Below are 26,669 nucleotides of genomic sequence, written 5' to 3'. Positions count from 1 at the left end.
GTTTTTAAGCTATTTATTTTTTAACTATTTCTTTATTAAGCTATTTCTTCACTAACTATGTATTTATCAGGAGTTACTTATGTACACGGATATTTTCAAAACAATCACAGACCAAACTGAAAAGCAGTTCGAACCGTACTTGAAATTCAATAAGTTGGTTGCAAAGAACGTTCAAACAATGACTGAACTTCAAATGAATGCGTTGCAGACTTATACCGATATGGGTCTTGCACAAATGAAAGCAGTCAGTGAAATCAAAGACGTAAATAGTCTTACCGCTTTTAACGGCCAGCAACTAACGGCACTCACTCAATTGTCTCAACAGATGATGACTGATAGCTCAAAAATGCAAGCTGCTGCAAAAGAGTTCAAAGAAGATGTTGAAACACTAACAACTGAAAACTTGAAAACAGTTACACCTGTATAAAATTAGTCGCCTTCAAGTTGGTACAGGTTGGCCTGTGCCGCTTGGTGGCGATTTTCCGATTATTGGAGTCATGTTATGTTTCAACACTTCTTTTCGGACTACCTTGTTAAGCTTCAACAAACGAACCAGCAATGGTGGGAAAATTTTGAACAAAACAAGGAAGCCGCGCAATCTCCCCTAAATAAAGCGATGCAAGAATTGAATTTTGATGATGCATCGAAAATTTTTGAGCAAGCCGCAAACCAACCAGCCGTTCTACTTCAGCTGCAATCCCAATGGTGGGAACAGCAACTGCAAATCTGGCAAAACGCTGCACTGATGGGTAACACCGAGAGCGTTATCGCTGAAGATCGTGGTGACAAGCGCTTTATCGATGATGCATGGAAGAACGACCCTTTCTATAGCTTCATCAAGCAATCTTACTTGCTGTTTAGTAAAAGCTATATCGATACCATCAACTCGATTGAAGGCATTGACGAGAAAACCAAAGAGCGTGTTGCGTTCTTTTCACGTCAGGCAATCAATGCAATGTCCCCAAGTAATTTTATCGCGACTAACCCGGAGCTGATGAAGCTGACTCTTGAGAGAAATGGCGAGAACCTTCTTGATGGGTTAGAGCAGTTGCAAGCGGACGTGGAAGCGAGTGCCGACATCCTTAAGATCCGTATGACCAACAATAATGCATTCCGATTGGGTGTGGATGTTGCGAATACAGAAGGTGATGTCGTCTTCCAAAATGACTTGTTCGAATTGATTCAGTATTACCCGAAGACCCCACAAGTCAATGCGACACCATTGTTGATCGTTCCGCCGTTTATCAATAAGTACTACATTCTCGACCTTCGAGAAAAGAACTCGATGGTGCGTTGGTTGCTTGAACAAGGGCATAGCGTATTTATGATGTCTTGGCGTAATCCGGGTGTGGCACAGAAAGACCAAGAATTCGGAGACTACGTCACGGAAGGTGTCGTTAAGGCGGTCACCGCTATTGAAGACATCACCGGCAAAGAGCAAATCAATGCCGCAGGTTATTGTATTGGCGGTACGGTACTCGCATCTACAGTGGCTTACTATGCGGCTAAGCGTATGAAGAAGCGCATAAAAACGGCGACCTTCTTTACCACGTTATTAGATTTCTCGCAGCCAGGTGAGGTTGGGGCGTACATCAATGAGACGATAATCGACGCTATTGAGAAACAGAACGACGCTAAAGGTTATATGGATGGTCGCTCGTTGAGCGTGACGTTCAGTTTACTTCGAGAGAACAGCTTATACTGGAACTATTACATCGATAACTACCTCAAAGGCAGTAGCCCGATGGAGTTTGATCTTCTGTACTGGAACAGTGATAGCACTAACGTTGCGGCTAAATGCCATAACTTCTTGCTGCGAGAGCTTTATCTTGAAAACAAACTGGTTCAAGACAAAGGCGTAAAAGTAGGCGGTGTTTGGATTGATTTGAATAAGATCAAAATTCCAAGCTACTTTATCTCAGCCAAAGAAGACCATATTGCTTTGTGGCAAGGGACTTACCGTGGTGCATTGAACACTGGTGGAAACAAAACGTTTGTTCTGGGTGAGTCGGGTCATATTGCCGGCATTGTTAACCATCCAGAGAAAAAGAAATACGGCTACTGGTTGAACGATAACCTAGACGATTCCGCTGACGAATGGCTAAATAACGCAAGTCACAACGAAGGCTCATGGTGGACACACTGGGATCAATGGTTACAAGGCTTTGAAGCTGACGAGAAAATCGAACCTTTCAATCAAGGTTCCGAGCTTCACCCTGTAATTGCTAAAGCACCGGGTAACTATGTAAAACAGGTACTGCCGATTGTTGATAAGGAAGATGTCGATAAAGAGAGCGTCGATCCAGAAGCTTCGGAAAATCAAGCTTAACGTTTTGCCTCTTACTTAACAGTAGAAACACCTCAACAGTAGAGTAAGAAATGCCAGACAATAAAAAAGCCACTGAATTCAGTGGCTTTCTAGTATCAACTCATCTCAAAAATAACTGGTAAAAGTTGACGCAATTTCGATTTCTAATCGATTTCTTTGTCTTTAGTCATAGATAAAAGCCAAAGAGATACGGCTGCAACACCTGCAAAGCCACCAAGAATGATAACTGGCATAGCACTGTAACCTAGGATGTGCCAAATTACGCTTTCTAAAGTACTCATTCAATCGCTCCTTATTGCCAGCCTTCAACGCCGTGCATGTCTGGTAGTTTATGTGCGATACCTTTGTGGCAATCTACACACGTTTTTTCACCAGAAGCTAGCGCAGTTGAGTGTTGTTTCGCACTACGAGGGCTCTGCTCTGAGAAGTCCATGTAATCGAACTGGTGACAGTTACGACACTCAAGTGAGTCATTGCCTTTCATACGTTTCCACTCACGTTCAGCAAGGTGAGCACGACGTGCTTTGAACTTCTCTTCAGTATCAATGGTTTTTGCAATGAAGTGCGCGTACAACTCTTTAGATGCCTGAACCTTACGAACAATTTTATCTGTCCACTCGTGAGGTACGTGACAATCTGAACAGATAGCACGAACGCCTGAGCGGTTAGAGTAGTGAATTGTTTCTTGGATTTCAGCAACAATAGGAGCGTGACAACCAGAACAGAACTCTTCTGTGTTGGTTGCTTGCATACCTGTGTTAAATGCACCCCAGAACAAAAGACCGCCTGCGAATCCCAAGAAAAGTACAACGCCTACCGCTGCTTTACTTGGTGTCGCGAGTCTTTTCCAAAACGCTTTAAGTAATTTTATCATATATAGCCTCTCTTACCGTCTGGCTACGATTAACGCAGTGAATCTACAGGTTTGAACTCGTTCTCAACTAGTGGTTTAGCATTAGCTTGAGGTACGTGACACTGTAGACAGAAATAACGACGAGGTGATACGTCTGCAAGTACCGCATCTTCACGGTTCATGTAGTGAGTTACACTCACTTTAGTCGCACCCATTTCTTTTGCGTTTTTCCAGCTGTGGCAAGAAAGACACTTGTTTGCGTTAAGAGAAACTTCATAGCTACGAATAGTATGAGGCACTAGAGGTGGTTGGTATACGTAGTCACTCTCGAGTACTTGGTCACGAGGGAACTTTTTGAAGTCATCTGCTGCGCGAGTAGCTTCAAGTTCACTTGCACCACGTAGAGATTCTACGCCACCAATGCCGCCTGGGTTATCCAGCTCAGCTTGAGCTTGAACTGCACCAGCTAGCAAAAGACCAGCTGATAGTAGGGCAGTAATCAGTTTTTTCATGGTTAATTTCTCCGCCTAAAGGCTAATTCTTTGAGTGGACTACTTCCTTCAAAAAGTGATGAAAAAAGTAGTCGCAATATTAAATACGTTAGATCTTGTATCTAGGTTCCAAAAGCAATTGGCGCTTAAGAAACCTTAGTGATCTTAACTGGACACTTCTTGTAATCCGTCTGTTTAGACAGAGGATCCGTTGCATCCAAGATCAACTTGTTGATCAGAATTCTTGCATCAAAGAATGGTACGAATACCAAGCCTTGTGGTGGACGGTTACGACCACGAGTTTCAACACGAACGCGTACTTCACCACGTTTGTTTTCGATAAGAACTTCATCACCACGGCGAAGGCCACGAGCTTTAGCGTCAGCAGGGTGGATGTAACAAAGTGCATCCGGTACTGCTTTGTAAAGTTCTGGTACACGACGAGTCATAGTACCTGTATGCCAGTGCTCAAGAACACGACCTGTACATAGCCACATATCGTATTCATCGTTTGGTACTTCTGGTGGCGCTTCGTATGGAGCGTTGATGATCAGCGCTTTACCATCTGGCTTACCGTAGAAGTCCCAATCAGAACCTTTCTTAGCGTATGGATCTGAACCTTCTTTAAAGCGCCATAGTGTTTCTTTACCGTCAACAACAGGCCAACGTAGACCACGAACTTGGTGGTAGCGATCGTATGGTGCTAAATCGTGACCGTGGCCGCGACCAAAGGCTGCGTATTCTTCGAATAGACCTTTTTGAACGTAGAAACCTTGAGCTTGTGCATCGTCGTTAAGCTCTTGAGCTTCAGACAGTGGGAATGCATCAACGTTGCCGTTTTTGTAGAGCACGTCGTACATGGTTTTACCACGGTACTCAGGCATTTTCGCAACAAGTTCTTCGCCCCAAACTTCTTCAATAGTGAAGCGCTTAGAGAACTCCATGATTTGCCATAGATCAGACTTCGCGTCACCCACAGTTTTAACTTGTTGGTACCATGCTTGTGTACGACGTTCAGCGTTACCGTAAGCACCTTCTTTTTCGATCCACATTGCTGTTGGAAGGATAAGGTCGGCCGCTTGAGCTGTTGCCGTTGGGTACGGGTCAGAACATACAATGAAGTTGTCTGGGTTGCGGTAACCTGGCAGACGTTCAGTGTTGATGTTTGGACCAGCTTGCATGTTGTTGTTACACATTACCCAGTACGCATTGATCTTGCCGTCTTTAAGCATTCGGTCTTGAACAACAGCGTGAGCACCCGGTTTAGCAGGGATAGTGCCTTCTGGAAGTTTCCAGATGTCTTCTGCAATCTTACGGTGTTTAGGGTTAGCAACCACCATATCTGCCGGTAGACGGTGAGAGAACGTACCAACTTCACGAGCTGTACCACACGCAGATGGTTGGCCAGTTAGTGAGAATGGGCTGTTACCTGGAGTAGAAATCTTACCTGTTAGAAGGTGGATGTTGTACACAAGGCTGTTCATCCAAACGCCACGAGTATGTTGGTTCATACCCATAGTCCAAAGTGACATTACTTTGATGTTTGGATCCGCGTATTGCTTAGCCAGCTTGATAAGGTCATCTTGAGATACACCTGACATTTCAGACGCTTTTTCAACGGTGTATTCAGCAACAGAAGCTTTGTAGTTCTCGAAGCTGATATCAGTCATTTTGCCTGAGTTAGGGTTCGCAGCGGCTTGCTGTAGTGGATCGTCGTCACGAAGGCCATAACCGATGTCTGTCGTTGCTTGCTTGAAGTTCGTGTGTTTGTTCACGAAGTCCCAGTTAACGGCATCGTTTTGAATGATGTAGTTAGCAATGAAGTTAGCAATCGCTAGATCTGATTGAGGTTCGAAGATATAACCCGTGTCTGCAAGCTCAAAAGAACGGTGGTAGTAAGTAGACAGTACGTTTACTTTAACGTGTGGGTGGCTTAGACGACGGTCTGTAATACGAGTCCATAGTACTGGGTGCATTTCTGCCATGTTTGAACCCCACAGTACAAATGCGTCTGCGTGTTCAAAGTCATCGTAACAACCCATTGGCTCATCGATACCGAAGGTACGCATGAATGCACCTACCGCAGAAGCCATACAGTGACGAGCGTTTGGATCGATGTTGTTTGAACGGAAGCCCGCTTTCATCATCTTAACGGCTGCGTAGCCTTCCATTACAGTCCACTGGCCTGAACCGAACATGCCAACACCTGTTGGACCATTCTTCTTCAGAGCCGCTTTCCATTTCTCAGCCATTACGTCGAAAGCTGTGTCCCAAGATACTGGTGTGAAATCACCATCTTTATGGAACTCACCGTCTTTCATACGAAGAAGAGGAGTTTCAAGACGGTCTTTGCCGTACATGATTTTTGAAAGGAAGTAACCTTTAATACAGTTAAGGCCTTTGTTTACAGGTGCTTCTGGGTCGCCTTGAGTCGCAACCACTTTACCGTTTTGAGTACCAACTAGTACCGAACAGCCCGTACCACAAAAACGACAAGGCGCTTTATCCCACGTGATTTTTGTTTGATCAGAGCTAGCAATCAGATTGGTTGCTGTTGCTGGCAGAGTTACACCTGCAACGGCTGCCGCTGATGCAGCTGCGTTTGCTTTCACAAACGCGCGTCTTGTCATTTTCATACTTCACCCTCAAGTTGAGAATTGTTGCTTCCAGTTTCTAAATCCGTTTCGTCGAGCTCAGTTTCGATTTGGTGATAAACCAAAGCTGTGCCTAAAACGTTCGTAATATTATTAATTTCTTCGATGGTGTCCGTTACAAAACCTTGGTTTTCGGTTTCTAGGACTACTATGATTTTGCCTTCAGGGCTGCTGCCGTAAATCTCTGCGTTATCGAATTTCTCGATTTGTGCTTTGATCTCGTCTAGATGCTCTGGGCTCACATGCACGACTAAACTTGATATATGCACTTCATTTAGTGCCATAAATTGCTCTCGTTATTTTTGTTTTATGCATTACTCACAAGAATAGCTGAAGTAGGGCAAACTGCTACGCAGGCTCCACAACCGTTACACTCATCTAACTCGATTTTTGGTAGAGCAACACTGCCTGCTCTAAGTTGAAATTGAATGGCCATAGGTTCACACATGTCACCACAGCTTCGGCATTCAACATTTTGTTGCGCTAAGCATTTATCAGAGATACTTGCTTTTGCTTGCCAAGGTGTTTCTTCCTTGGGTTTAAAAATTGGTTCAGGACAAACGTCAGCACATTGATAACAAAAAGTGCATTCGTCTTTTGAATAATCGACAGTAGGAAAACCACCATCGCCTACAATGATTATCTTAGTCTCACAATTTTCGATACATTTACCGCAGCGAGTGCAGTCATCTGTAAAGCTTTCTAGGCTGTTAATCCAAGGCAATCGAATCTGGCTTGAATCTACTTTTCGCCTAGAAAATAGGCGTCGTCTCGATAGGTCTACCACTAAATGCCTACTAATGTTGCTAAGATGTTGTAATTGTAGATCATTGTTTTGTTAATATCTTGTCATTTATCCTCACAAGTAGTGTAGTTTTAGAAATATTTGTATAAATACCCCTTAAGGGCTAAATAGGATCCTATATTGTCTTAGATCAATAAATTACGAAGCGTTTGGTCACATATTGAATGGAGCTCTGTTTTTTGATGTGTGACAATAGGTTTCGGACAGCCACTTATATACCTTCAGGATTTTGATTTTGCTTATTAAACCAGTTTCATCTGTAACGAGTACAATAGCTAAATCATTACTGTCCATACTGCTCCTTTCGGTTGCCACTACTGGTTTTGCTATCTTCACATTGGCGTCAAGTCTCAACGACGCAGAGGCGGTTAACGTGGCTGGCTCAATGCGTATGCAAAGCTATCGTTTAGCGCATGATATTCAAATAGAATCAGCTGATTATGATTCTCATATTCGTGAATTCGAAAGTTCTCTTTATTCCCCTTCAATGGCCAACTTGGTCAGTTGGGAAGTTCCTACAGACATCACCGAAGATTACTATTTAATTATTGGTCGTTGGCACGAGCTTAAACAGGTATTAAGCAGCGAAGACCGAAAGCACTATCTCGTATTAGTTGAAAACTTCGTTGCTGAAATCGATGGCTTCGTTTTTAAGCTGCAAGAGTTCTCTGAAGATAAGCTGATAAAGTTGGCATGGGCTGGTGGTATTGGCTTAGGGGGAATTCTCGTCATATCTCTTTTTGTTGTTCACTTTGTCCGTAAACAAGTTGTTAAGCCGTTACATGCACTCGTTGGCGCCAGTCAGCGAATCAAAAATAGTGATTTTGCAGTCGAGTTGAAGGTCACCAATAACAACGAACTGGGTATTTTGACCAAGACATTTAACTCAATGGCGAAAGACTTGGGTGCGCTCTATCGAAATCTTGAAGACGTTGTGGATGCTAAGACAATAGAGCTACAAAACGCTAACCAATCACTCCAGGCGTTGTATCACTCTTCACAAGAGCTGACCGTAACACGTATCGCCCCAGAGAACTTCCGAGCAATCCTGCAACACCTCGTGAGCTTAGAAGGCATCGAATCGTTAAGGCTAGAGATTGTAGACAACTCAGGTCGTTCACTGATTATGGATGAAGGGTACGATTCGAACTTAGATTATGAAAAATTTGAAATGAAGCTGGATGATAATGAGCTTATCTTGGGCTATTTATATTGTTCATATCATCATGGCCATTCAACCAGGACGCTGATTGAGAGTTTTATCCAACTCTTATCGCGAGCTATCTACTATAATCGCGCGCAAAAAAAAGCTGAGCAGCTTATTATTATGGAAGAGCGTGCAACAATTGCACGTGAACTGCATGATTCACTGGCTCAGTCACTGTCGTATTTGAAAATCCAAGTGACATTGCTGAAGCGTGTGATTGGCAAACTGCCAGAGCAACAACACCGAGAGCAGTCGGAACAAATAGCGTCGGAGATCGGTAACGGTTTGGCTGATGCTTATACTCAGTTACGAGAGTTGCTCACAACCTTTAGGTTGACGATAAAAGAGGGCAACTTCGGAGAGGCTTTGAGCACCATGCTTGAAGAACTCAGCGAAAGAACAGAAGCGAAGATTAACCTAACCAATAATCTTTCATCGATTGAGCTTGATGCGCACAGTCAGGTTCACTTGCTTCAATTGATTCGTGAAGCAACAATAAACGCAATAAAACACGCCAATGCCGACTTGATAGATGTATGTTGTATCGATGAGGAAGGTGAAGTATTCGTCGTGATTAAAGATAATGGAGATGGCTTTGACCCAAGTAGTTCGAAGATGAACCACTACGGGATGAGCATTATGCAGGAGCGTGCGGCAAGACTGAATGGCGACTTAACGATTGAAGCGGCTCAAGGTGAAGGCTGTACAGTCATATTGAAATATAAAAGTTTGAAGGAAGTTAAAGTTGACGATTTGTAAAGTAATGCTGGTTGATGATCATCCATTGATGCGCAGAGGTATAAGCCAATTACTGAGCTTTGAAGATGAATTCGAAGTGATTGCAGAAGCAAGTAACGGTACTGAAGCGGTCGCTCTTGCCCATGAAGAAGAACCGGACTTGATCCTTTTGGATCTTAATATGAAAGGTATGTCTGGCCTTGACACGCTGAAGGCACTTCGTACTGATGGCTCAAGCGCTAACATCGTTATTCTAACAGTTTCTGACAGCCCTGCAGATATTGAAGCAATTGTAAAAGCGGGCGCTGATGGTTACTTGCTTAAAGACACTGAACCCGATGAACTCATCGAATTACTGAAACAAGCTCACAATGGCGACAAAGCCTACAGCAGTGTTGTATCTCGCTACTTAAATGATGCTGAGAGCCGCAACGATATCTTCGACCAACTGACCGAACGTGAAATGCAGATCCTTCAAGAAGTTGCAAAAGGTTACCGCAACAAACAGATCGCAGACCATCTGTTCATTTCTGAATCGACAGTTAAGGTACATATGAAGAGTTTGCTGAAAAAGCTACAAGTTCCTTCACGTACTGCAGCAACGGTTCTGTACCTAGAACGCTATGGTGACATGAAGTAGGGCTTGTTCCTTTGAAATAAAACTATTTCAAGCCGTACTGTTAGTTTCAAATGTTAGGGGCAAAAGCGTGAGATTTTAACGACAGTTCCTTGCGATAACTTCTAATTTAGCATCTAAATAGCCTCTAATGATTTTGAACACGTGACATTAAAAAAGGCGCTGAACTTATTAAGTTCAGCGCCTTTTTGTTAGGGCATTTTATATCCAAATAATCATGTCTGTTTTACTGACAATTAAGCTGCCATTGGTACTAGAACAAGCGTACCGAAGATAACCGTGATAAGACCACAGATTACAGGGACAGAAGTACGTTTTACTACTTCAAATGGGCTGATCTTACCCATACCAGATGTCGCGACAATTACACCAGAGACTGGCGAGATGGTACGACCTAGGTTCGATGCTTGAAGCATTGGGATGATTAGGAACGCAGGGTTCAAGCCCATTTTCGCCGCCAGTGACGGAGCCAGTTCTACGAATGCATAGAACGGTGCGTTACCAGAACCTGTCGCGATAGCAGCAGCCACCGTTAGACCTGTTAGGATAAGCATTAACGCGATGCCGCCAGCGCCAGCTGATTCAGCAAGACCGATTAGGTTATCAATAGCACCGATAGACATTAGGCCTTGAGCAAATACGCCCGCCGCAACCAACAGCATTACCACGCCTTTGAATGCTTCTGCCATACCTTGGTAGCAAGAATCTAAGTCTTCTAATGTTTTCTCACCGTCGAACTTCTTCACAACGTAATCGATGAGAGCACCCACGAAGATAGAACCCACGACGATGGTGTAGATATCAAGTGAAAGGCCTGGAATCGTACGGCCGTTAAATAGGAATACACCGATGATAGGCAGGAATGGCAGTGCAGCGTAGAAAGCGGGTGCCGTTGTTTCAATGTCTGAAACGTCTACTTTTTCCATTGGTGTGTTTTCTTTCTTATCCAGATACTTGTTCCAGAAGAAAGCGGCCGCAGCCATCACGATGATTGCACAGATAGAAACAGGTAGTACCGTTTGAACGGCAAATACATCAAGAGACATGCCTGATTTTTCAGCTGCAATAACCACATCACCAGAGGTTGGTGAGAGAATGATTGCTGCAGGTGACGCACAAACTGCAACCGCTGCCGGGCGTGAAATACCCATTGCCGTCATCATTGGGAATAGGGTAGCCATCAACAACACACCAAGGCCTGTTGCAGAACTTACTGCTAGAGACATTAGACACGCTACGATGTAAGCCGCAACAAGAAGAACGTATGGAGATTTGATCGCAGCAAGCGGTTTAGAGAATTGTTTCACTACCACGTTGTTTGCGCCGATGTGCGTCATGTAAGAAGCAAAGCCACAAAGAAGCATGATTTGCATGCCTAGGCCGCCTCCACGGTACTGAAGCATGTACTTAACAAATTCTAGTGAGTCGGTAACCATGTTACCTGTTGAAGCGACCTTAGCTGGTAAGACTGTGTGACCAATAAGGCCAGTAATAAGAAGTAGGGCAAGGCCAGCAGTTAGTAATACGCCTGCCGCTTTATAGCCTTTCACAATAAAGTAACCAACAGCGATGGTAATCACTAATCCGATCAAGAGCTCTAACATAGAAATCTCCACAAAGTTTAAAAAATATAAGAAAGTGTTTCAGAATATGACAATGAATGTACAGAAAACTGCACTGTGGCACGAGGCATAGTTGAGGTTGATATGATCTAAGACAAACATTTTTTTCGATGTTAATTGTGGTTGTAAATCGTGATTAACTACTGTTGTTTAGATGTTAATAAACAAATTTTGTAGCTCGTTAGAATATAACTTGGATCACTTTTGGTTGTTCTAGTTGCATATGGATGCATTATTCTATAAATCGTGAGTGTTTTTTGTACTTTGGAAGGGAATGTGTAACGAAGTGGGTATTTATCGGAGTAAAGAGGTGAGAATCTTAGCTTTGACGATTACTTAGCTTTGACGCTTAACGCCTACTTATTTCCCTAAGTAAGCGTTAAAACACAAGCTGGCACTAAAATATAATTAGGGTGAAAATAGCGAGTGAGCTTAGTTCATATCAACGTCAGGAATGTCATTTGAATACGTTGACAGCTCAGAGCAGACTACCTTCTTACAAAAATGAATCATCCCATAGCGCGTCACCAGTAAAAACTCTTCTCTATTCAATGGAATGTAAGGCATCGCGTCAGAAGATAGGGTAGAACCTTCACTTATCATGACTTTTTCGTAAAACGACAACTCGCGATTCGGGATGATTTGCTGGTGTTGGTTCTCATCGAGTGAGATGTCGTGTTGAGTGACAGAGTAAGATCCCGATGACGTAAAACCGACTTGCTTGGTCGACACGTATAATAGGTCATAACTGTCATTCTTCTTAAATTCGATGTTAATAGAAGACTGGTTATGAATCATATTATTGGACGGGTTAATAATCGAAGCTGTATTTGCTAAATAATGCCCTGCAAGGTGTGACTTCGGAATAAAGGTAGAAAGCCAACCGATTAATACGCCAAGCAGTACCACAAAAATTACTGTATTCTTTTTGTTATTCACAAGTCACTCCTTTAAATCCTGCTGGAAAGCTCAGAGATTTTCCTGAATTATCGATGATGATTTTTCGTTCCTTATATTCATAAAGCGTGACGTTGAATAATTCATTAAAAGTGAATTCGTCGGATTCGATTTTACAAGAGATAAAATGCTGACCCACGAGATCTTCGCCTAGGTTATTTCTATCTAAATAAGAAAATAAATAATGGGATAAACCTGCAGTCACCAAAAATAATGTAACCAGCGCTACTACACTGTTTGTTTTTTTCGCTGCGGCCGTTGTCTCGGTTGTTGAATTTTCTGTCGCTATGCTATCTGTCGCCGTATTGTCTTCAGGTTGTTTCGTTTCTTGTTTTGGTTGCGATTGAATTTTACGCAGCGCGCTTTCTTTGTCTTGTGTCACTTGTCCTGCAAATCGGTAGCCTTTACCGCGTTCAGTGACGATGATCATCCCGCTCTTGTCTTCTAATGCTTTTCGGCAAATCGAGATGGTCTGCATTAGGCTACCATCTTCAACGTAGATACCTTTAGACACCCACACTTGTTCAATCAGAACTTGGCGAGTGATCACCTCATTGGGTCTCGAGATAAAAAACTTAAGCAGCTCTGATTCATTAGAACCTATTGGGTAGGTACGGCCCGTCTTAAAGTGATGGATTTCACTCTCTTCTAAATTGACTTGTATATCATCATTGATAATAAATTCAGCAGACATCTGGGTTCTCATTGTTGTAAGCGTTCTAACCTAAATATAACAAATGTTGCTACAAATATAAACTCGCTGACTTTGTCTCCTTTGATATTTAAGTTATTGAATAAATGTATTTTATTGCCCTATTTAGATTCCCTTATAAACCTTTTTGAGGTTGTTTAATGCGGTTTCAGGTGCTTGGTGTCAGTTGCTATTAGATCATTAACTGGTGACGCTGATTTAGTGGGTGTGGGTAAAGTGCTCAGATTTCTTACGTAGTTCTATCAACGTGTCATTCCATCTCTGTGTTGCCTTGCTCTCTGCGAATAAAAGTCGAGTTTACCTCCGACTCAATCGGCAACTCAAATAACGATAAACGCATGACCACACCAGTTAAATGCGAAAGCTACGAAGGAGCTGTTTTGAAAGAATTCAATAAGCCATATATATGTGGACTAATTACGCTTGCCTTACTCGGCTGTCAGTCTGAAGACTCGACTCAAGAACCTGTTTCAGTTTTGGTTCCTTACAACATTAACGAACTACCAAAACCGAACGATGGGTATGGGTATGACGAAGACGGAACTATCTCGGGAATTGGAGAAGACGCTGTCGCAATGTCATCGGCTAACGATGCCTATTATCAAGATTACAACAATTCATACGCAGCATTAGACGGCTGGGGCCTTTGTGCAGAACCGATTTTAATTCCTCTGCAAAGTGTTAATTCCGACAAACGTTATCCATTAGATAACAACTCTTTATTAAATAATGTCGTGTTAATTGATGAGAGTGGGGAATTAGTTGCAACTCGCGTTGAAGCTGATGGTTCAAATATTAAGATTCAATGTGAAGCTAGTCTCAAACCACATGAACTGTATTCAGTCGTTGTAACTGATGGTGTGAAAACAGAATTTGGAGAGTCGCTTCAAGCTGCGCAATCTTTCAATGACCTTTTATATTCAGGTGTTCCCCTTGAAAGTGAAAGAGATATTGAATTACAGAAACAAGTACTCAGTGCTATGGACGCATACTACAAGCACTTTCCTGAACAAGGTGTTCCTGTGTATGCCGCTCAGTTTACAACGCAGAGTGCTTATTCGACTTTAGATGCGATGAGGGATAACCATATTTCTGAAGGAACGACTTTCTCACGAGAGCTCATTTTAGTCGAAGATAAAACGACTAAATATGATCTTTATACTCAAAAATTGAAGCTTCCATTTTATTTACCTTTTACTGAAAGTCGTGAGGCTGAATGTAATTATGATCAATACGAGCCTAAAGCATCATGCCCACCGTTATATGAATGGATGAAAACAGGCTCTGGTGGCTTTCCTACTGAAGATGATCCACTTCCAATTGTCGTAGAGTCACAAATTATCAATGCTGATATCTACACCCCAGCTCGTTGGGATGGAATCGAGCAGCTACCGACGGTGGTTTTTGTTCATGGCGTTACAGCTGATAAGTCTGCCGCTTCGCTAATGGCAAAAGATTATACAACACAGGGCTTTGCGGTGGTGGCTATTGATATGCCTTATCATGGTGAGCGCATGAGATACGATGTAAATGGGCTTGAAATTAGTGCTAAAGCGAACAAATCTTTCTTCATCAATATCGACTCGCCTCTTGCTCTTCGCTCCAATTTACAACAGTCGGTTTCGGATTTTTTAGGTTTACGTTTTGCTTTGAATGGTCAGCCATGGGTTGATAAAAAAAATATTCACTTAGTCGGGCACTCCTTGGGTGGAATCATGTCAGTCATGGTGAGTGAATTCAGTCAAGACTCCCCTTTGTTTAGTTTTAAAACAGTTAACTTCGTCGTACCAGGACAGGGGCTCACCAATCTAACTTTAACATCTCAAACTTTAGGGCCTGAGATGTCTGAGGGTGTTAAGAAATCCCCAGATGTACAGCGCAGTATTGCTGAGACAGTTGTTCCTGAAAGCTGCGTGACAGATACGACCAATCAACAATGTATCGCGGCGTTGAACGAATTTGTCAGTTTATCTTCCGAAAATGCTCTTACGGTTAGCCAGTTAGAAAATGATATTTATGACCTTCTTGTGACTGGTTTAAAGCAGGGAGTTCAGGCTGCCATCGACAGCTCAGATCCTGCGAGTTTTACATCTCGTCAAGCCAACAACGAACAACCAACGTTATTGTTGGCGGCTGTAGGTGACTGCGGTGACTCATGTGATGTCGGCGTGGATTACATTCCAGACAGTGTCGTTCCCAACTCAGCTCCAGACAACATAAGAACGGGAACTGAGCCACTTATAAAGGCTTTGGGATTGGCCCCAATTACGGGCACGACAGGACAACCATTAACTACTACTGAAACTCGCGGGGTAATTCGAACGACCACGGGAGGGCATGGTACTTATCTGTTCCCTTATGAAGGAACGATGGACGAATCGGGATTACCCGGATTTCCAGATTCAGAAGAGCTTAATTTTGTTTGGGATGCGACCAATACTCAGCAGGTCGCCGTTGCCTCTATGGTAACAACAAAGGGTGCCTCAATCGAAATAGTGAACGAAGATCATATCGAAACAGAGGTGCCTCAAGATGAAGAATAAACTCATATTGGGCACCGCAGCTGCTCTCATTCCATGTTTAACAAACGCCGCAGGATTCCAACTTAACGCACAATCAGCAACGGGTTTAGGCCGTGCATTCGCGGGTGATGCTGTTATGGCCGATAGTGCGGCAATTGTGGCTAAGAACAGCGCTGCGATGGCTTACATAAAGCAACCAACACTCTCTGTCGGCGCTATCTATATCGATAGTGGTATTGATGTGTCGAGTGTTAGCTACACACCAATGATTGGTGATACTGAAATGTTAGATGACCAATCATTGGACGCAGGGACACTAGTCCCAAACATTCATTATGTTCACCCAATTCAAGATTCGAAATTTACCTTGGGCGTAACCGTCCATTCCAATTTCGGTACTGATGTTGAGTTTGACGAGTCGTTCGAAGCGGATGAGTTCGGAGGGAAAACGGCGCTTTCCAGTATCAACGTTGGCTTTGCTGTGGCTTATGAGTTGTCTGAAAAAATCAACTTAGGTGCAGGGCTTGACGTTATTTACGGTGAAGGTGAGATCTACCGTCAGGGCTTGTTGAATGTAGATGCGGACGGCTTTGGTTTGGGAGCCAACATTGGTGCGACTTATCAAGTGAATGAGCGAAACAGGTTCGGTATTTCTTATCGCTACAGCCCTGATATCGAAGTTGAAGGTGACATCACTAAAGCAGGCGTTTCTGCTGACAAAATGAACGTCCCGTTACCAGACACTCTAGAGTTTTCCGGTTGGCACCAACTCAACGATCAGTGGGCTTTTCACTACAGCCTGCAGTGGGTGAACTGGTCTGAATTTGACTCGCTAACATCTAACTCTTATGACGACTCGATCAAAGAGTATCAATGGAAAGATGCAGGGCATGTTTCTGTCGGTGGTACATACACTATGTCAGAAGACATCGTTCTACGAGCGGGCTACATGTACGACATTTCCCCGACTGACGAACTCACATCGTTATCTATTCCTGATGTTAACCGACACTGGCTTACAGTTGGAGGGACATATAGCTTCACGGCTGCCAGTTCTGTGGACGTTGGAGTCGGATTTATCATCGGAGAATCACAAGATATTGACGAAAACCTGACGACGATTCCAGGAACGAGTTCCAATATAAATGCTGATGTGACTGCCGATGCTCTCTTGCTTGGGGTTCAATATCAGCATCGTTTTTAACTTTTACTTTGGAGTTCAGAACGTAAAAATTTAGGAATCATATAAAAATTGCCGGGCTCGACAGTGAGTTGAGCCCTTTTCTCATTATTAGCTGTTTTAGCATTATTTAAATAGCTGGAAGCTCATTAAGTAAGAAATAGCTGCTTAGAAAAACGTTTTAATTCAGACGAATTCAACGGTTATGGTTATTAAAAATGAAATTTACAAAGCTTAGTAAAACAATCTGTCTGGCACTGTTTGCCTTACATATCTCTCCATCGTTTGCCCAAGACTCGAACTTGATTCCTGTGACTATCGAAAAAGCGCACAAACAAGCATTCACTTCTTCAATCAACGAGGTTGGCAAAATCAGGGCAACGGATTCTGCTGCATTGACATTTAGTGCCTCCGACAAAATTCTCAACATCCATTTCAAAGATGGAGATTCAGTTAAAAAAGGCGAGTTGATAGCTCAGTTGGACAATACCAAAGCGAAAGCTGATTTAGATAAAGCAAGAAGCTCGCTCGCGCTAGCAAAGTCGAAATTAAAGCGAGTACAAGAATTACTAAAGAAACAGCCTGACTCTATGTCTCAACAAGATGTGGAAGAACTGGGAGAGCAGGCGAATCTAGCAGCCGCGGATTACCGACAGAAAGAAGCGCTGATGAATGACTATTTATTGGTAGCGCCATTTGATGGGCAGTTAACTAATTTTACCCACTCAGTGGGCAGTAAGATTGATAGCGCAACCGCGTTGGTGAGTTTGATCAAACTCGATCCTGTCGAAGTTCAGTATTCCATTGGACAGTCGGATTTAGGTAACGCGCAGCTTGGACAGAACGTTTCCATCCAAGTTGATGCTTTTGTCGATGAAGCCTTTTCAGGCGTAGTGGATTACATTGCCCCCGCGGTGGATGAGAGTTCAGGCCGTGTAGAAGTACACGCGCACGTAACCAACCCAGACCATCGCTTGGTTCCAGGTATGTTTGCCAAAGTAAGCCAAATGACGAGCGAAGACACAACGCAGATGGTGGTTTCCCAAAACTCCGTTCAAGCAAAAGATGCTGAGCGCTTTGTGTGGGTTGTGAATGGCGAAAAGATCGAACAACGCATTGTTGAATTGGGCGTAAATACTAACGACGGATACGTTGTTGTCGAGAAAGGCTTGAAACTGGGTGATAAGGTCGTAGTGACGGGACAACAGAACCTAAAGAAAGCGTCTCTAGTTAAGGTAATGAACCCTAATGCGGAGCAGAAAACGGTTGAGCTAATAACGGAGCCAATAGACAAAGAGGTCACTAAGCCGGCCGTTAAGCACGAGGTAGAAAAGACCGAAACACAGATTGATGAAGCACATCCGGTTGAGCCTTCGGTTGATTGGACGGAAGCAACAAAAGGTGTAGACGAAGCGGTCAACGAAAATAACGAGCGTGCGGAAACTAATGCGGCCGCTGAGCAATCATCAAGCAAAACCCAAAGCAAGGAAATTCACAGCAAGGAAATCCAAAGCAAGGAAGCCGTAACGAAGGAGAATCTGAATGAAGCTTCCTGAGATTTGTATTAAGCATCCAGTTTTTGCTTCAGTACTGAGTATCGCAATTGTTTTATTTGGCATGCTGTCATTTCAGAAATTATCGATCCAATATTTCCCTGAACATAAAACACCGTCAGCGACCGTAACCGCGGCGATTAATGGTGCGAGCGCAGAGTTCATGTCACGTAACGTGGCCGACAAACTGATTACCGCTGCAACCGGTCTCGACAGTGTGAAAACCATGACGACGGACTGTCAGGAAGGTACGTGTAATCTAAAAATCATCTTTGAAGATGACATTGATGATGTCGAATACACCAGCTTAATGAACAACCTGCGCAGCAGTGTCGAAGCGATTGGCGATTTTCCACCAAGTATGACGGATAAGCCAACGGTAACGGATGACTCTTCTGACACCAGTATGCCCAGTAACATCATCACGTTTGTGAATACTGGCAAGATGTCGAAGCAAGATATGTACGACTACATTAGCCAACAGGTTGTGCCTCAGTTTAAGCATATACAAGGCGTTGGCGGTATTTGGGGACCGTACGGCGGCAGTGAAAAGGCGGTGCGTGTTTGGCTTCAACCCGATCGCATGATGGCGCTTAACATGAGTGCATCGGATGTAGTTGGTACATTAAGCTCATACAACGCGACATTTACCGCGGGTACTATCAAAGGTCAGGTGAGAGATTTCTCTATTAACCCGGTCAACCAAGTGACCAGTGTTGATGATGTGCGAGATCTGGTGATTCGTGTTGATAACGGCAAGATCATTCGTGTCGGCGATATTGCAGAAGTTAAAATGGGAGAAGAAAGCTTAACCCCGAGTATTCTTCGAGTCGATGACAACTTAGCAATGTCGATTCAGGTGCTGCCACTGAAAAGTGAAAACCCAGTCACAGTAGCGAATAAAGTTAAGAAACAAATCGATGTGATTCAGCCTCAGTTGCCAGAAGGCATTGAGATGAAGATGGTTTATAACCAAGCCGACTTCATTAAAACTGCGATTGATGAAGGTTTCATGACTTTGGTTGAGGCGATTGTTCTTGTTTCAGCCGTTGTCGTGTTGTTCCTTGGTTCAGTTCGTGTGGCGTCTATTCCTATTATCACGATCCCAGTGTGTGTGATTGGTGTGTTTGCAGTTATGCATGTGCTCGGGTTTAGTATCAACGTGCTGACTATCTTGGCCATCATTCTTGCGATTGGTTTGGTCGTCGATGATGCCATTGTTGTGGCTGAAAACTGTTACCGACATATCGAAGAGGGCGAAACCCCTTTTAATGCGGCAATCAAAGGGTGCCGAGAGATCGTCTTTCCTGTGATAGCGATGACGCTGACTTTAGCGGTCGTGTATCTCCCTATTGGTTTGATGTCGGGCTTAACCGCCGACCTATTTAGACAATTTGCTTTCACGTTAGCAGCAGCAGTGATCATCTCTGGGTTTGTGGCTTTAACGCTCTCACCCATGATGTGTGCTTACTTAATGAAGCCAGTTACAAAGCCGGCAAGGTGGTACAAAAAAGTTGATGCGAAGCTGAATGTTCTGTCTGACTTGTACACCAAGGAACTTAGCAAATGGTTTGAGCGTAAAACACTGATGAGTGGTATTGCCTTGGCATTGATTGCTCTATCTGCTTTGGCGGTTTGGACAATGCCTCAAGTGTTGCTTCCAACGGAAGATACTGGTTTTGTTGAGGTCACTTCAACGCCTCCTACAGGAGTCGGACGTCAGTATCACCTAGACAACAACGAGCAACTTAACAGTGTGTTCAAAGGTGATAATTCAGTAGAAGCGAATTTATCTTACATCGAAGGGACTCCGACCAATCACGTTTTATTGAAATCATGGGGCGAGCGTGACCAGTCAGCTGATGAGTTGGTGAACGAGTTTATCGCTAAAGCGCAAAGTTCGGTCTCTGCTTATGGCATGTCTTTCAAGGTTCGCTCGGCTGATAACTTGAACATTGCCACTAATATGATCCTAGAGTTAACGACGGTTAACCGTGATACCACCGTATTGTCGGAAACGGCGAATGAGGTGGTGGAGGCGCTTGAAAGTTATGAGGGCGTGACCAACATTAAAAATTCGATGTTGCGTGACCAATTGCGTTATGACTTGTCGATTGACCGCAATGCTATCGTATTGTCTGGTGTGGATTACAGTAATGTCACCAATGCGCTATCTACTTTCTTAGGTTCAGTGAAGGCGGCAGATTTGCAAGCCGATGACGGTTATACGTACCCAATTCAAGTTCAAGTTAACCGAAAGGATCTCGGCGACTTTAAGGTTCTCGATAAGTTGTATGTGGATTCACAGTCTGGCCAAAGGCTTCCTTTGTCTCAGTTTGTATCGATTAAACAAGTGACATCAGAATCGAACTTCAAGACATTCATGGGCAAAGACAGCGCAGAAATTACGGCTGATTTAATGCCCGGTTACACGGCGAGCGATGTGAAAGCCTACATTGATGATACCGTTCCAAGCCTATTGAAACCTGCACAGAGCTACGAATTCAATGGAATTGTAAAAGACCTCGTTGATTCAACAGCCGGTGCACAAGTGTTGTTTGTATTGGCGTTAATTTTCATCTTCCTGATTTTGGCGGCGCAATTTGAAAGCTTTGTCGACCCAATGATCATCTTGCTAACGGTTCCGCTGTGTATCGTGGGTGCGATTCTGACGCTATCGATATTTGGCCAAAGCCTTAATATCTACTCAAAAATCGGCTTGCTTACTCTGGTTGGGCTAGTGACCAAACACGGTATTTTGCTGGTGGAGTTTGCTAACGAGAAACGTAAATCGGGTGCAAGTGCTCAAGAGGCGGCGATCAGCAGTGCGCGTTCAAGATTGCGTCCTATATTGATGACATCACTCACCATGATCCTCGGTTCATTGCCACTGGCACTAGCGGATGGTCCGGGTTCATTAGGCCGTATCAATATTGGTTTAGTGTTGGTCGGAGGTTTGACTGCCGGAACCTTTTTCTCACTGTTCTTAGTGCCCGTGGCTTACGTCGGTATGGCGAACCTAAAACAGATGGACATACTGACTCGATTGAGAACGAAAGCAGCATAGCGATATACTTTAAGTTTAAGTTAAATACTTCAAGGCCCTCGTTGTGAGGGCCTTTTGCTATGGGGTTTTCTAGATTAAGCGAAATGAGCGGTGCGGACGGTTAGAAATCGTAGTTTAGATTCATTGAACTGTAGATTTCAGCGTTACTTTGGTCTGACGCAACGGTGGTGTTGTAAATGTACTCGGTATCAAACGTGAGTGCCAAATTGCCCATCAGAATGTTCTTCAAATAGCCTTTGAGGTTGTAATTGGTGTTCTCTTCACCGTAAGCCATGTTAGCCGTTGCCCCCATAGAAAATGTTTCTGTTAGGGTTAAAGATCCATCAATATTGGCATTGACGATCAGTTCATAGTTCTCTTTGTTTGGAAACTCTTCATCAGAAGACTGTCGCTTACTGATTCGGTAACCCGGACCGGCAGATCCTTGGAGTTTGATTCTTTCAGTATCATAAAAGTGGCGACCTAGTCCTGTAGCTGTTATGAATTGCTTACGATAAGTACCAAAGTGGTCGTGTTCAAAACGTGTTGTGGCGACCAAATAGGTGATTTCGTTTAGGTCATAGCTAATGCCATAGTTTGTGGTATAGCGATTAGTACCATCTTCGTCGTTTTCAGCATCGGTATAGTAGGTATCGAACTGAACTCGCTGTCCCCAGTTCTCTTTTTTGTATCCAACAGAGATTCCAGAGTTGATCGACAAAGATGAGCTGGTGTTTTGCGAGTAGATAAACCCAAGCTTAGTCAGGGTTGTAAAAGGAGATTCTTCAGCTTCTTCTTTTAACTCAGAACCTTCGCTTAATACGACGTCGCCTTCGAGTACCATTTCATCAACCTCTTCGGCAAATACGGGCATAGAGAACGCGATTAGAACTATAGGTAGCTTTGCTAGGGAACGTGTGTATGAAACTGTGCTTGTTAATGGGCGCGTTGTTTGTGAGGTAGTGTGTGTCGACATAATAGTTTGGTTTATAAAGTGATTTAACACGGCCAACCAAGGGTTAGTCGTGATGAGTAGTCAATGATTGAACCGTAAGGTCAAGTGAGTTATGACGCGATAGGCAAAGGCGAAAAAATCGTTTTTATCGCAGAGAATCCGTTACCTCGATGAGGATTGAAATCTTCAATGTGGACAAAGAATTCAAGTATCTCAGAGGGTTTATCGTCTTCGATTAACAAGAACTCGAGTAATCCCTGTTCGACATGGCATGAAACGATGGTCTCACTCGAATAGTCAGCTAGAACCTGTTCAACATTGATTAAGACGCTTGTCTCAGGCAAGACGTTGAAAGCATCTTGCGCGCATTTAAGGATACAGCTACACACATACTCACGATATAAGGTGTTGCTTTCTGAAAGAGGCATCGCTTCAAGCTTCACTTCGCCTTGGCACAATACCTTTTTCTCTTTTGGGATGACGTTGTGCTTATTAACCTGAATATTGACTTCTAACAGGTGCCCATTCTTATAGGTATTAAAGTTATGGTTTATCAGCTTGGTGTCGACTACAGCGGCGTTTATAGGGTTCTGTTGCGCTTCTGAAAGGGCAGAAAGCTTGGCGCGACTATCGTTGTTTAAAATGCCTTTCGACAACTGATTACCTTTGGCCCAGTAGCTGTAGTGTTGAACCCAACTTACAAACTCAGTTTTGTATTGTTCGATGTCTTTTTCGGCGGCACGCTCAATATTGTTGGTCAGGGTGTACAACTTCGACTTGCTGCCCAACAGCATATCTAGCCAGTTAGGCTTGTACTCATCGAGTGCTTCCATGGCTTTGACTTTATGATCGAATCGGACCGTTGGCATTGCCGGCGCAGGTTCCATCGCAATCGACTCCCAATTCATTTTTGGGGTCGGAATGGTATGCACGGATTGGATTAAGTGGAGGTGCTGATTGAATAAGCTCACTTCGCTTACAGCGTCCTCAAGTTGTTTGGTATTCATCTACATTCCTGTCGACTGTTGTTCTTGTCATTTGGCGCTTAGTTTATGTTCAAAGTGCGCGAACAGTATTTAAATGAACGTGAATGATCTTTTGTGAGGTTGCTTGATATTGGTTTAGGAATATTTTGGGGAGAAAGTTAGGTTTATGATTGAGATAACAGCATAGAAACACAGAGAACAGGCGCTCTCTGTGTTGGTCATATTACGACTATAGAAACTCGCTGATGAGTATTATCTCTGGCGTCTTGCGACCAAAGTAAATCGGTAATCGTTAGACGTGAAGTAGTTACGGCTGTATTCAAACACCGTATTATTGGCAAGGTAACCACGAGTGCGCTTTTCAATAATCGGTTGAGCAGGGTCGATACCTAGCTGTTTAGCCACGTCTTCTGGCGGAAGAATCGGAACCAGTTCTTGTTCACTTCGATCAATCACCATGCCTTTGGTGTTTTCAATAAAGTCGTATTTTGATGTTTGCATCACTTGATAGGTAAGATCCGGGAATAGAGCAACCGGTAACCAGGTTTCTTCAACCGTGATTGGGTTGTTGTCTATAAAACGAACACGCTTTACGTAGAAAACCAATTCGCCTTCTTTGATATCTAGATGTTCAGACATCGCCAAAGAGCAGGGTTTCATTTCAAAGGCCAGAACTTCACTGTGTGTAACCACATCCAAATGCGCCCACTTTTCTTGAAAGCTCGACTGTTTGTAGATGTCGTAATTGATCTTGTTCTCTTTCACATAAGTGCCGCTGCCTTGAACGCTTTCAAGCTCATCGTTTTCGATCAATAGCTTGAGTGCTTGTCTTACGGTGACACGGCTGACAGAAAAGACTTCACGTAGCTGTGCTTCTGTTGGAAGTGCTTCTCCAACTTTATATTCACCAGAACTGATCTTTTCTCTTATTGCATCGGCGATTTGGCGATACATCGGGAGTCTTGCCATTTTTGCCTCATTTGTGCGCTAGGACAACTAGACTTTGATTAACAACCTGTACCTTAAATACGTAAATTTGCTCTATATAAGCCTTGCTTTAAAGGTTAGTGTAAGCAACGTATCGGTATTTTGTAGTACATATAATACAAATTAAACGATACATAACAAGCTTTCTTAAAGGATTTACCAATATGATTTAAATACAAATTAAATACAAATATGTATTGATGAGATCGTGATCACGGATTAAATGTCTTGAAGTTGTATTATTCTTCTCGTCGACAGGGACGACTGTCGTACTAATCCGTGACTATGGGACAAAGGTTATGAAACTTACTACTCTAACGAATAAGTCGCTCGTAAATCTGCAAACTACGTTTAGCAGTCGAGAAGAAGCGATTTACGCACTTGCTGACCAACTGGATCAGCAAGGCAAACTGCATAACAAGCAAGAGTATCTTGATGCAGTATTTGCTCGCGAAGAGCAAGGCCCGACAGCGCTTGGTGAAGGCCTAGCTGTACCGCATGGCAAGACTGACGCGGTTAAAGAAGCTGGCTTCGCTGTAGCAACGCTTAAAGAAGACATGAAATGGAAAGGCTTGGATGAAGATGAAGATGTAAATCTTATCTTCCTAATTGCGATTCCAAATGCAGAAGCGGGTTCTACCCACATGCATCTGCTTACCGCACTGACAACTACATTGGTTGACGACGATGTTCGCGAAGCGGTATTAAAAGCGACAACCGCTGAAGAAATCTTTGCGCTTCTTGATGGCGACAATCAACAAGAAGAAAAACAAGACAACTTAGATACAAATGCACCGACAATTGTATGTGTTACTGCTTGCCCTGCTGGCATTGCTCATACCTATATGGCGGCAGAATATCTTGAAAAGGCGGGCAAAAAGCTTGGCTATAACGTACATGTTGAAAAACAGGGCGCAAACGGTATTGAAGATCGCTTAACGGCTGAGCAATTAAACAATGCTGTAGCGTGTGTGTTTGCTGCTGAAGTTGCGATTAAAGAATCTGAGCGCTTTAATGGCATTCCTCGTGTTGAAACCCCAGTTGCAGAACCGATTAAGCACGGTGAACGCATTCTTAATGAAGCGATTGAAGAGTCGAAAAAAGGTAACGGTGCAGAACGTAAAGTTGCTACCGACGACAAACCGAAGAAACTGCCGTTGAAAACTGAGCTTAAACAAGCACTGCTTTCTGGTATTTCTTACGCGGTTCCTCTTATCGTTGCTGGTGGTACTGTTCTTGCGGTTGCTGTTCTTATCGCGCAAATTTTTGACCTGCAAGAGCTCTACGCAACAAAAGATTCTTGGCTATGGATGTATCGCAAACTAGGTGGCGGCCTACTGGGTACATTGATGGTGCCAGTACTGGCGGCTTACACAGCTTACTCATTAGCAGACAAACCCGCACTTGGCCCTGGTTTTGCCGCAGGTATTGCAGCAAACATCATTGGCTCTGGTTTCCTAGGCGGTGTTGTTGGTGGTTTGATTGCTGGTTACGTGATGCGTTGGGTAAAAGAGCATGTTCGCTTAGGCCCTGCGTTTAACGGCTTCCTTACTTTCTACCTTTATCCGGTGATCGGTACTTTGGTGGCAGGTAGCTTGATGTTATTTGTTATCGGTAAACCTGTAGCGTTCCTAAACCAAGGTCTAACGGACTGGTTGAACGGTATGTCAGGCACCAATGCGCTGTTATTGGGTGCGATTCTTGGTCTGTTTGTATCATTCGACTTAGGTGGTCCGGTAAACAAAGCCGCTTACGCATTCTGTTTAGGTGCAATGGCGAACGGTGTTTATGGCCCATACGCAATCTTTGGTTCAGTAAAAATGGTATCGGCGTTCACCGTAACGGCTTCAACCATGATTGCTCCACGCCTATTCAAAGACTTTGAGATTGAAACCGGTAAATCTACATGGCTACTTGGCCTAGCGGGTATTACCGAAGGTGCAATCCCAATGGCGATTGAAGATCCAATCCGTGTAATCGGCTCATTCTTACTAGGATCAGTGGTTACAGGTGCGATGGTTGGCGCGGCAGGTATTGGTCTATCGACTCCGGGCGCAGGTATCTTCTCTATCTTCTTGTTACACGATTCAGGTTTGGGCGCATTCTCTGCTGCTGCAATCTGGTTCGGTGCTGCGATTGTCGGCACAGTGATTTCAACTGTTACTCTTCTGATGTGGCGTGGTCATGCTGTAAAAAAGGGTAAGTTTGAAGCAAGTACTGCAACACAGAACTAACTAAATTTTGAGCTAACTTCTAACTCGCAATTAAAACACCATATAAAAAATAACGAACAACTTGGCTGTCCTAAATACCTGTGCTCCTAACGGTTTTATTCACACAGATTCTGGGCGTGGTTTTCTGCACCCTAAATTTAGTGGCAGCCAATTTTAACCCCTTGAAAAACTTTAATTTAGTCGTATTTGAGTTCGAATTTT

General features: G+C 43.5%; 21 protein-coding genes. 9 read left to right on the top strand and 12 right to left on the bottom strand.

The annotated features are described in order from the left end of the window. Positions 1 to 79: 79 nt before the first annotated feature. Both L3V35_RS01665 and phaC read left to right on the top strand, forming a co-directional pair. The gene (locus L3V35_RS01665) at positions 80 to 427 is read left to right on the top strand and encodes a phasin family protein (RefSeq protein WP_237298179.1); all 348 of its coding nucleotides are present in this window, start codon (positions 80 to 82) and stop codon (positions 425 to 427) included. A gap of 75 nt (positions 428 to 502) precedes the next feature. After that, positions 503 to 2,329 carry a class I poly(R)-hydroxyalkanoic acid synthase gene (gene phaC, locus L3V35_RS01660; RefSeq protein ID WP_237298178.1) on the top strand — a complete coding sequence of 609 codons (1,827 nt, stop codon included), beginning with the start codon at positions 503 to 505 and terminating at the stop codon, positions 2,327 to 2,329. A gap of 143 nt (positions 2,330 to 2,472) precedes the next feature. Here the strand turns inward: phaC and L3V35_RS01655 are convergent, their stop codons facing one another. The 6 genes from L3V35_RS01655 to napF all read right to left on the bottom strand — a co-directional run bounded on the left by L3V35_RS01655 (position 2,473) and on the right by napF (position 7,114). Then, positions 2,473 to 2,610, bottom strand: a complete 138-nt coding sequence (locus L3V35_RS01655; RefSeq protein ID WP_004731329.1) for a TIGR02808 family protein — start codon at positions 2,608 to 2,610, stop codon at positions 2,473 to 2,475. An 11-nt stretch (positions 2,611 to 2,621) separates the two neighbouring features. Continuing rightward, on the bottom strand, positions 2,622 to 3,203 hold the full coding sequence (locus tag L3V35_RS01650; RefSeq protein ID WP_017105877.1) for a NapC/NirT family cytochrome c: 582 nt from the start codon (positions 3,201 to 3,203) through the stop codon (positions 2,622 to 2,624). A gap of 29 nt (positions 3,204 to 3,232) precedes the next feature. Continuing rightward, entirely contained in the window at positions 3,233 to 3,694 is a 462-nt protein-coding gene (locus L3V35_RS01645; RefSeq protein ID WP_004731324.1) for a nitrate reductase cytochrome c-type subunit, read from the bottom strand. Between the two features lie 125 nt (positions 3,695 to 3,819). After that, the gene (gene napA / locus L3V35_RS01640) at positions 3,820 to 6,309 is read right to left on the bottom strand and encodes a periplasmic nitrate reductase subunit alpha (protein WP_171329636.1); all 2,490 of its coding nucleotides are present in this window, start codon (positions 6,307 to 6,309) and stop codon (positions 3,820 to 3,822) included. Continuing rightward, complete coding sequence (locus L3V35_RS01635; protein ID WP_004731320.1) at positions 6,306 to 6,611, bottom strand: chaperone NapD; 306 nt, start codon at positions 6,609 to 6,611, stop codon at positions 6,306 to 6,308. The genes napA and L3V35_RS01635 overlap by 4 nt, the downstream gene beginning before the upstream one ends. Positions 6,612 to 6,634: 23 nt before the next feature. Then, a complete protein-coding gene (napF, locus tag L3V35_RS01630; RefSeq protein ID WP_017078318.1) occupies positions 6,635 to 7,114 on the bottom strand; it encodes a ferredoxin-type protein NapF in 480 nt (159 codons plus the stop codon). A 253-nt stretch (positions 7,115 to 7,367) separates the two neighbouring features. Here napF and narQ point away from each other — a divergent pair, with 253 nt between their 5' ends. Together narQ and L3V35_RS01620 are read left to right on the top strand one after the other, a co-directional pair. Further along, positions 7,368 to 9,098, top strand: a complete 1,731-nt coding sequence (narQ, locus tag L3V35_RS01625; RefSeq protein ID WP_114635236.1) for a nitrate/nitrite two-component system sensor histidine kinase NarQ — start codon at positions 7,368 to 7,370, stop codon at positions 9,096 to 9,098. After that, the gene (locus L3V35_RS01620) at positions 9,085 to 9,717 is read left to right on the top strand and encodes a response regulator (RefSeq protein WP_054545562.1); all 633 of its coding nucleotides are present in this window, start codon (positions 9,085 to 9,087) and stop codon (positions 9,715 to 9,717) included. Before narQ ends, L3V35_RS01620 begins: the two co-directional genes overlap by 14 nt. Before the next feature lie 233 nt (positions 9,718 to 9,950). On the opposite strand, the gene dcuC is transcribed toward L3V35_RS01620, so the two are convergent. The 3 genes from dcuC to L3V35_RS01605 all read right to left on the bottom strand — a co-directional run bounded on the left by dcuC (position 9,951) and on the right by L3V35_RS01605 (position 12,987). Further along, complete coding sequence (gene dcuC / locus L3V35_RS01615) at positions 9,951 to 11,318, bottom strand: anaerobic C4-dicarboxylate transporter DcuC (protein WP_065206214.1); 1,368 nt, start codon at positions 11,316 to 11,318, stop codon at positions 9,951 to 9,953. A 450-nt stretch (positions 11,319 to 11,768) separates the two neighbouring features. Next, the gene (locus L3V35_RS01610) at positions 11,769 to 12,275 is read right to left on the bottom strand and encodes a hypothetical protein (RefSeq protein WP_171329634.1); all 507 of its coding nucleotides are present in this window, start codon (positions 12,273 to 12,275) and stop codon (positions 11,769 to 11,771) included. Continuing rightward, positions 12,268 to 12,987 (bottom strand): winged helix-turn-helix domain-containing protein, encoded by a 720-nt coding sequence (locus L3V35_RS01605; RefSeq protein WP_237298177.1) that lies wholly within the window; start codon positions 12,985 to 12,987, stop codon positions 12,268 to 12,270. The genes L3V35_RS01610 and L3V35_RS01605 overlap by 8 nt, the downstream gene beginning before the upstream one ends. A 356-nt stretch (positions 12,988 to 13,343) precedes the next feature. Here L3V35_RS01605 and L3V35_RS01600 point away from each other — a divergent pair, with 356 nt between their 5' ends. The 4 genes from L3V35_RS01600 (at position 13,344) to L3V35_RS01585 (ending at position 21,327) form a co-directional block, all read left to right on the top strand. Further along, complete coding sequence (locus tag L3V35_RS01600) at positions 13,344 to 15,548, top strand: alpha/beta fold hydrolase (protein WP_237298176.1); 2,205 nt, start codon at positions 13,344 to 13,346, stop codon at positions 15,546 to 15,548. Beyond that, on the top strand, positions 15,538 to 16,731 hold the full coding sequence (locus L3V35_RS01595; protein WP_237298175.1) for an outer membrane protein transport protein: 1,194 nt from the start codon (positions 15,538 to 15,540) through the stop codon (positions 16,729 to 16,731). Before L3V35_RS01600 ends, L3V35_RS01595 begins: the two co-directional genes overlap by 11 nt. Before the next feature lie 194 nt (positions 16,732 to 16,925). Next, a complete protein-coding gene (locus L3V35_RS01590) occupies positions 16,926 to 18,263 on the top strand; it encodes an efflux RND transporter periplasmic adaptor subunit (protein WP_237298174.1) in 1,338 nt (445 codons plus the stop codon). Beyond that, on the top strand, positions 18,250 to 21,327 hold the full coding sequence (locus L3V35_RS01585) for an efflux RND transporter permease subunit (protein ID WP_237298173.1): 3,078 nt from the start codon (positions 18,250 to 18,252) through the stop codon (positions 21,325 to 21,327). The genes L3V35_RS01590 and L3V35_RS01585 overlap by 14 nt, the downstream gene beginning before the upstream one ends. Before the next feature lie 100 nt (positions 21,328 to 21,427). Here the strand turns inward: L3V35_RS01585 and L3V35_RS01580 are convergent, their stop codons facing one another. The 3 genes from L3V35_RS01580 to L3V35_RS01570 form a co-directional block, all read right to left on the bottom strand. Continuing rightward, the gene (locus tag L3V35_RS01580; RefSeq protein WP_054545555.1) at positions 21,428 to 22,180 is read right to left on the bottom strand and encodes a DUF481 domain-containing protein; all 753 of its coding nucleotides are present in this window, start codon (positions 22,178 to 22,180) and stop codon (positions 21,428 to 21,430) included. 191 nt (positions 22,181 to 22,371) lie between these two features. Beyond that, the gene (locus L3V35_RS01575; protein WP_054545554.1) at positions 22,372 to 23,268 is read right to left on the bottom strand and encodes a hypothetical protein; all 897 of its coding nucleotides are present in this window, start codon (positions 23,266 to 23,268) and stop codon (positions 22,372 to 22,374) included. A 231-nt stretch (positions 23,269 to 23,499) separates the two neighbouring features. After that, positions 23,500 to 24,216, bottom strand: coding sequence for a GntR family transcriptional regulator (locus L3V35_RS01570; RefSeq protein WP_009845448.1), 717 nt, complete (start codon positions 24,214 to 24,216; stop codon positions 23,500 to 23,502). A gap of 317 nt (positions 24,217 to 24,533) precedes the next feature. Between L3V35_RS01570 and mngA the strand changes: the two genes are divergently transcribed. Beyond that, on the top strand, positions 24,534 to 26,468 hold the full coding sequence (gene mngA / locus L3V35_RS01565; protein ID WP_054545553.1) for a PTS 2-O-a-mannosyl-D-glycerate transporter subunit IIABC: 1,935 nt from the start codon (positions 24,534 to 24,536) through the stop codon (positions 26,466 to 26,468). Positions 26,469 to 26,669 lie beyond the last annotated feature (201 nt).

The organism is Vibrio sp. L5-1 (genome assembly GCF_021728315.1).
GTDB lineage: Bacteria > Pseudomonadota > Gammaproteobacteria > Enterobacterales > Vibrionaceae > Vibrio > Vibrio splendidus_K.
Note: the sequence above shows the minus strand (reverse complement) of the source record. Positions and strands in the feature narration are given on the sequence as shown.

Coding starts and splice junctions, on each gene's coding strand:
- phaC (WP_237298178.1), top strand. CDS start 503: ATGTTTCAACACTTCTTTTCGGACTACCTTGTTAAGCTTCAACAAACG.
- L3V35_RS01600 (WP_237298176.1), top strand. CDS start 13,344: ATGACCACACCAGTTAAATGCGAAAGCTACGAAGGAGCTGTTTTGAAA.
- L3V35_RS01605 (WP_237298177.1), bottom strand. CDS start 12,987: ATGTCTGCTGAATTTATTATCAATGATGATATACAAGTCAATTTAGAA.
- L3V35_RS01655 (WP_004731329.1), bottom strand. CDS start 2,610: ATGAGTACTTTAGAAAGCGTAATTTGGCACATCCTAGGTTACAGTGCT.
- napA (WP_171329636.1), bottom strand. CDS start 6,309: ATGAAAATGACAAGACGCGCGTTTGTGAAAGCAAACGCAGCTGCATCA.
- L3V35_RS01570 (WP_009845448.1), bottom strand. CDS start 24,216: ATGGCAAGACTCCCGATGTATCGCCAAATCGCCGATGCAATAAGAGAA.
- L3V35_RS01590 (WP_237298174.1), top strand. CDS start 16,926: ATGAAATTTACAAAGCTTAGTAAAACAATCTGTCTGGCACTGTTTGCC.
- L3V35_RS01665 (WP_237298179.1), top strand. CDS start 80: ATGTACACGGATATTTTCAAAACAATCACAGACCAAACTGAAAAGCAG.
- L3V35_RS01635 (WP_004731320.1), bottom strand. CDS start 6,611: ATGGCACTAAATGAAGTGCATATATCAAGTTTAGTCGTGCATGTGAGC.
- L3V35_RS01585 (WP_237298173.1), top strand. CDS start 18,250: ATGAAGCTTCCTGAGATTTGTATTAAGCATCCAGTTTTTGCTTCAGTA.
- L3V35_RS01595 (WP_237298175.1), top strand. CDS start 15,538: ATGAAGAATAAACTCATATTGGGCACCGCAGCTGCTCTCATTCCATGT.
- dcuC (WP_065206214.1), bottom strand. CDS start 11,318: ATGTTAGAGCTCTTGATCGGATTAGTGATTACCATCGCTGTTGGTTAC.
- L3V35_RS01580 (WP_054545555.1), bottom strand. CDS start 22,180: ATGCCCGTATTTGCCGAAGAGGTTGATGAAATGGTACTCGAAGGCGAC.
- L3V35_RS01645 (WP_004731324.1), bottom strand. CDS start 3,694: ATGAAAAAACTGATTACTGCCCTACTATCAGCTGGTCTTTTGCTAGCT.
- mngA (WP_054545553.1), top strand. CDS start 24,534: ATGAAACTTACTACTCTAACGAATAAGTCGCTCGTAAATCTGCAAACT.
- L3V35_RS01575 (WP_054545554.1), bottom strand. CDS start 23,268: ATGAATACCAAACAACTTGAGGACGCTGTAAGCGAAGTGAGCTTATTC.
- L3V35_RS01650 (WP_017105877.1), bottom strand. CDS start 3,203: ATGATAAAATTACTTAAAGCGTTTTGGAAAAGACTCGCGACACCAAGT.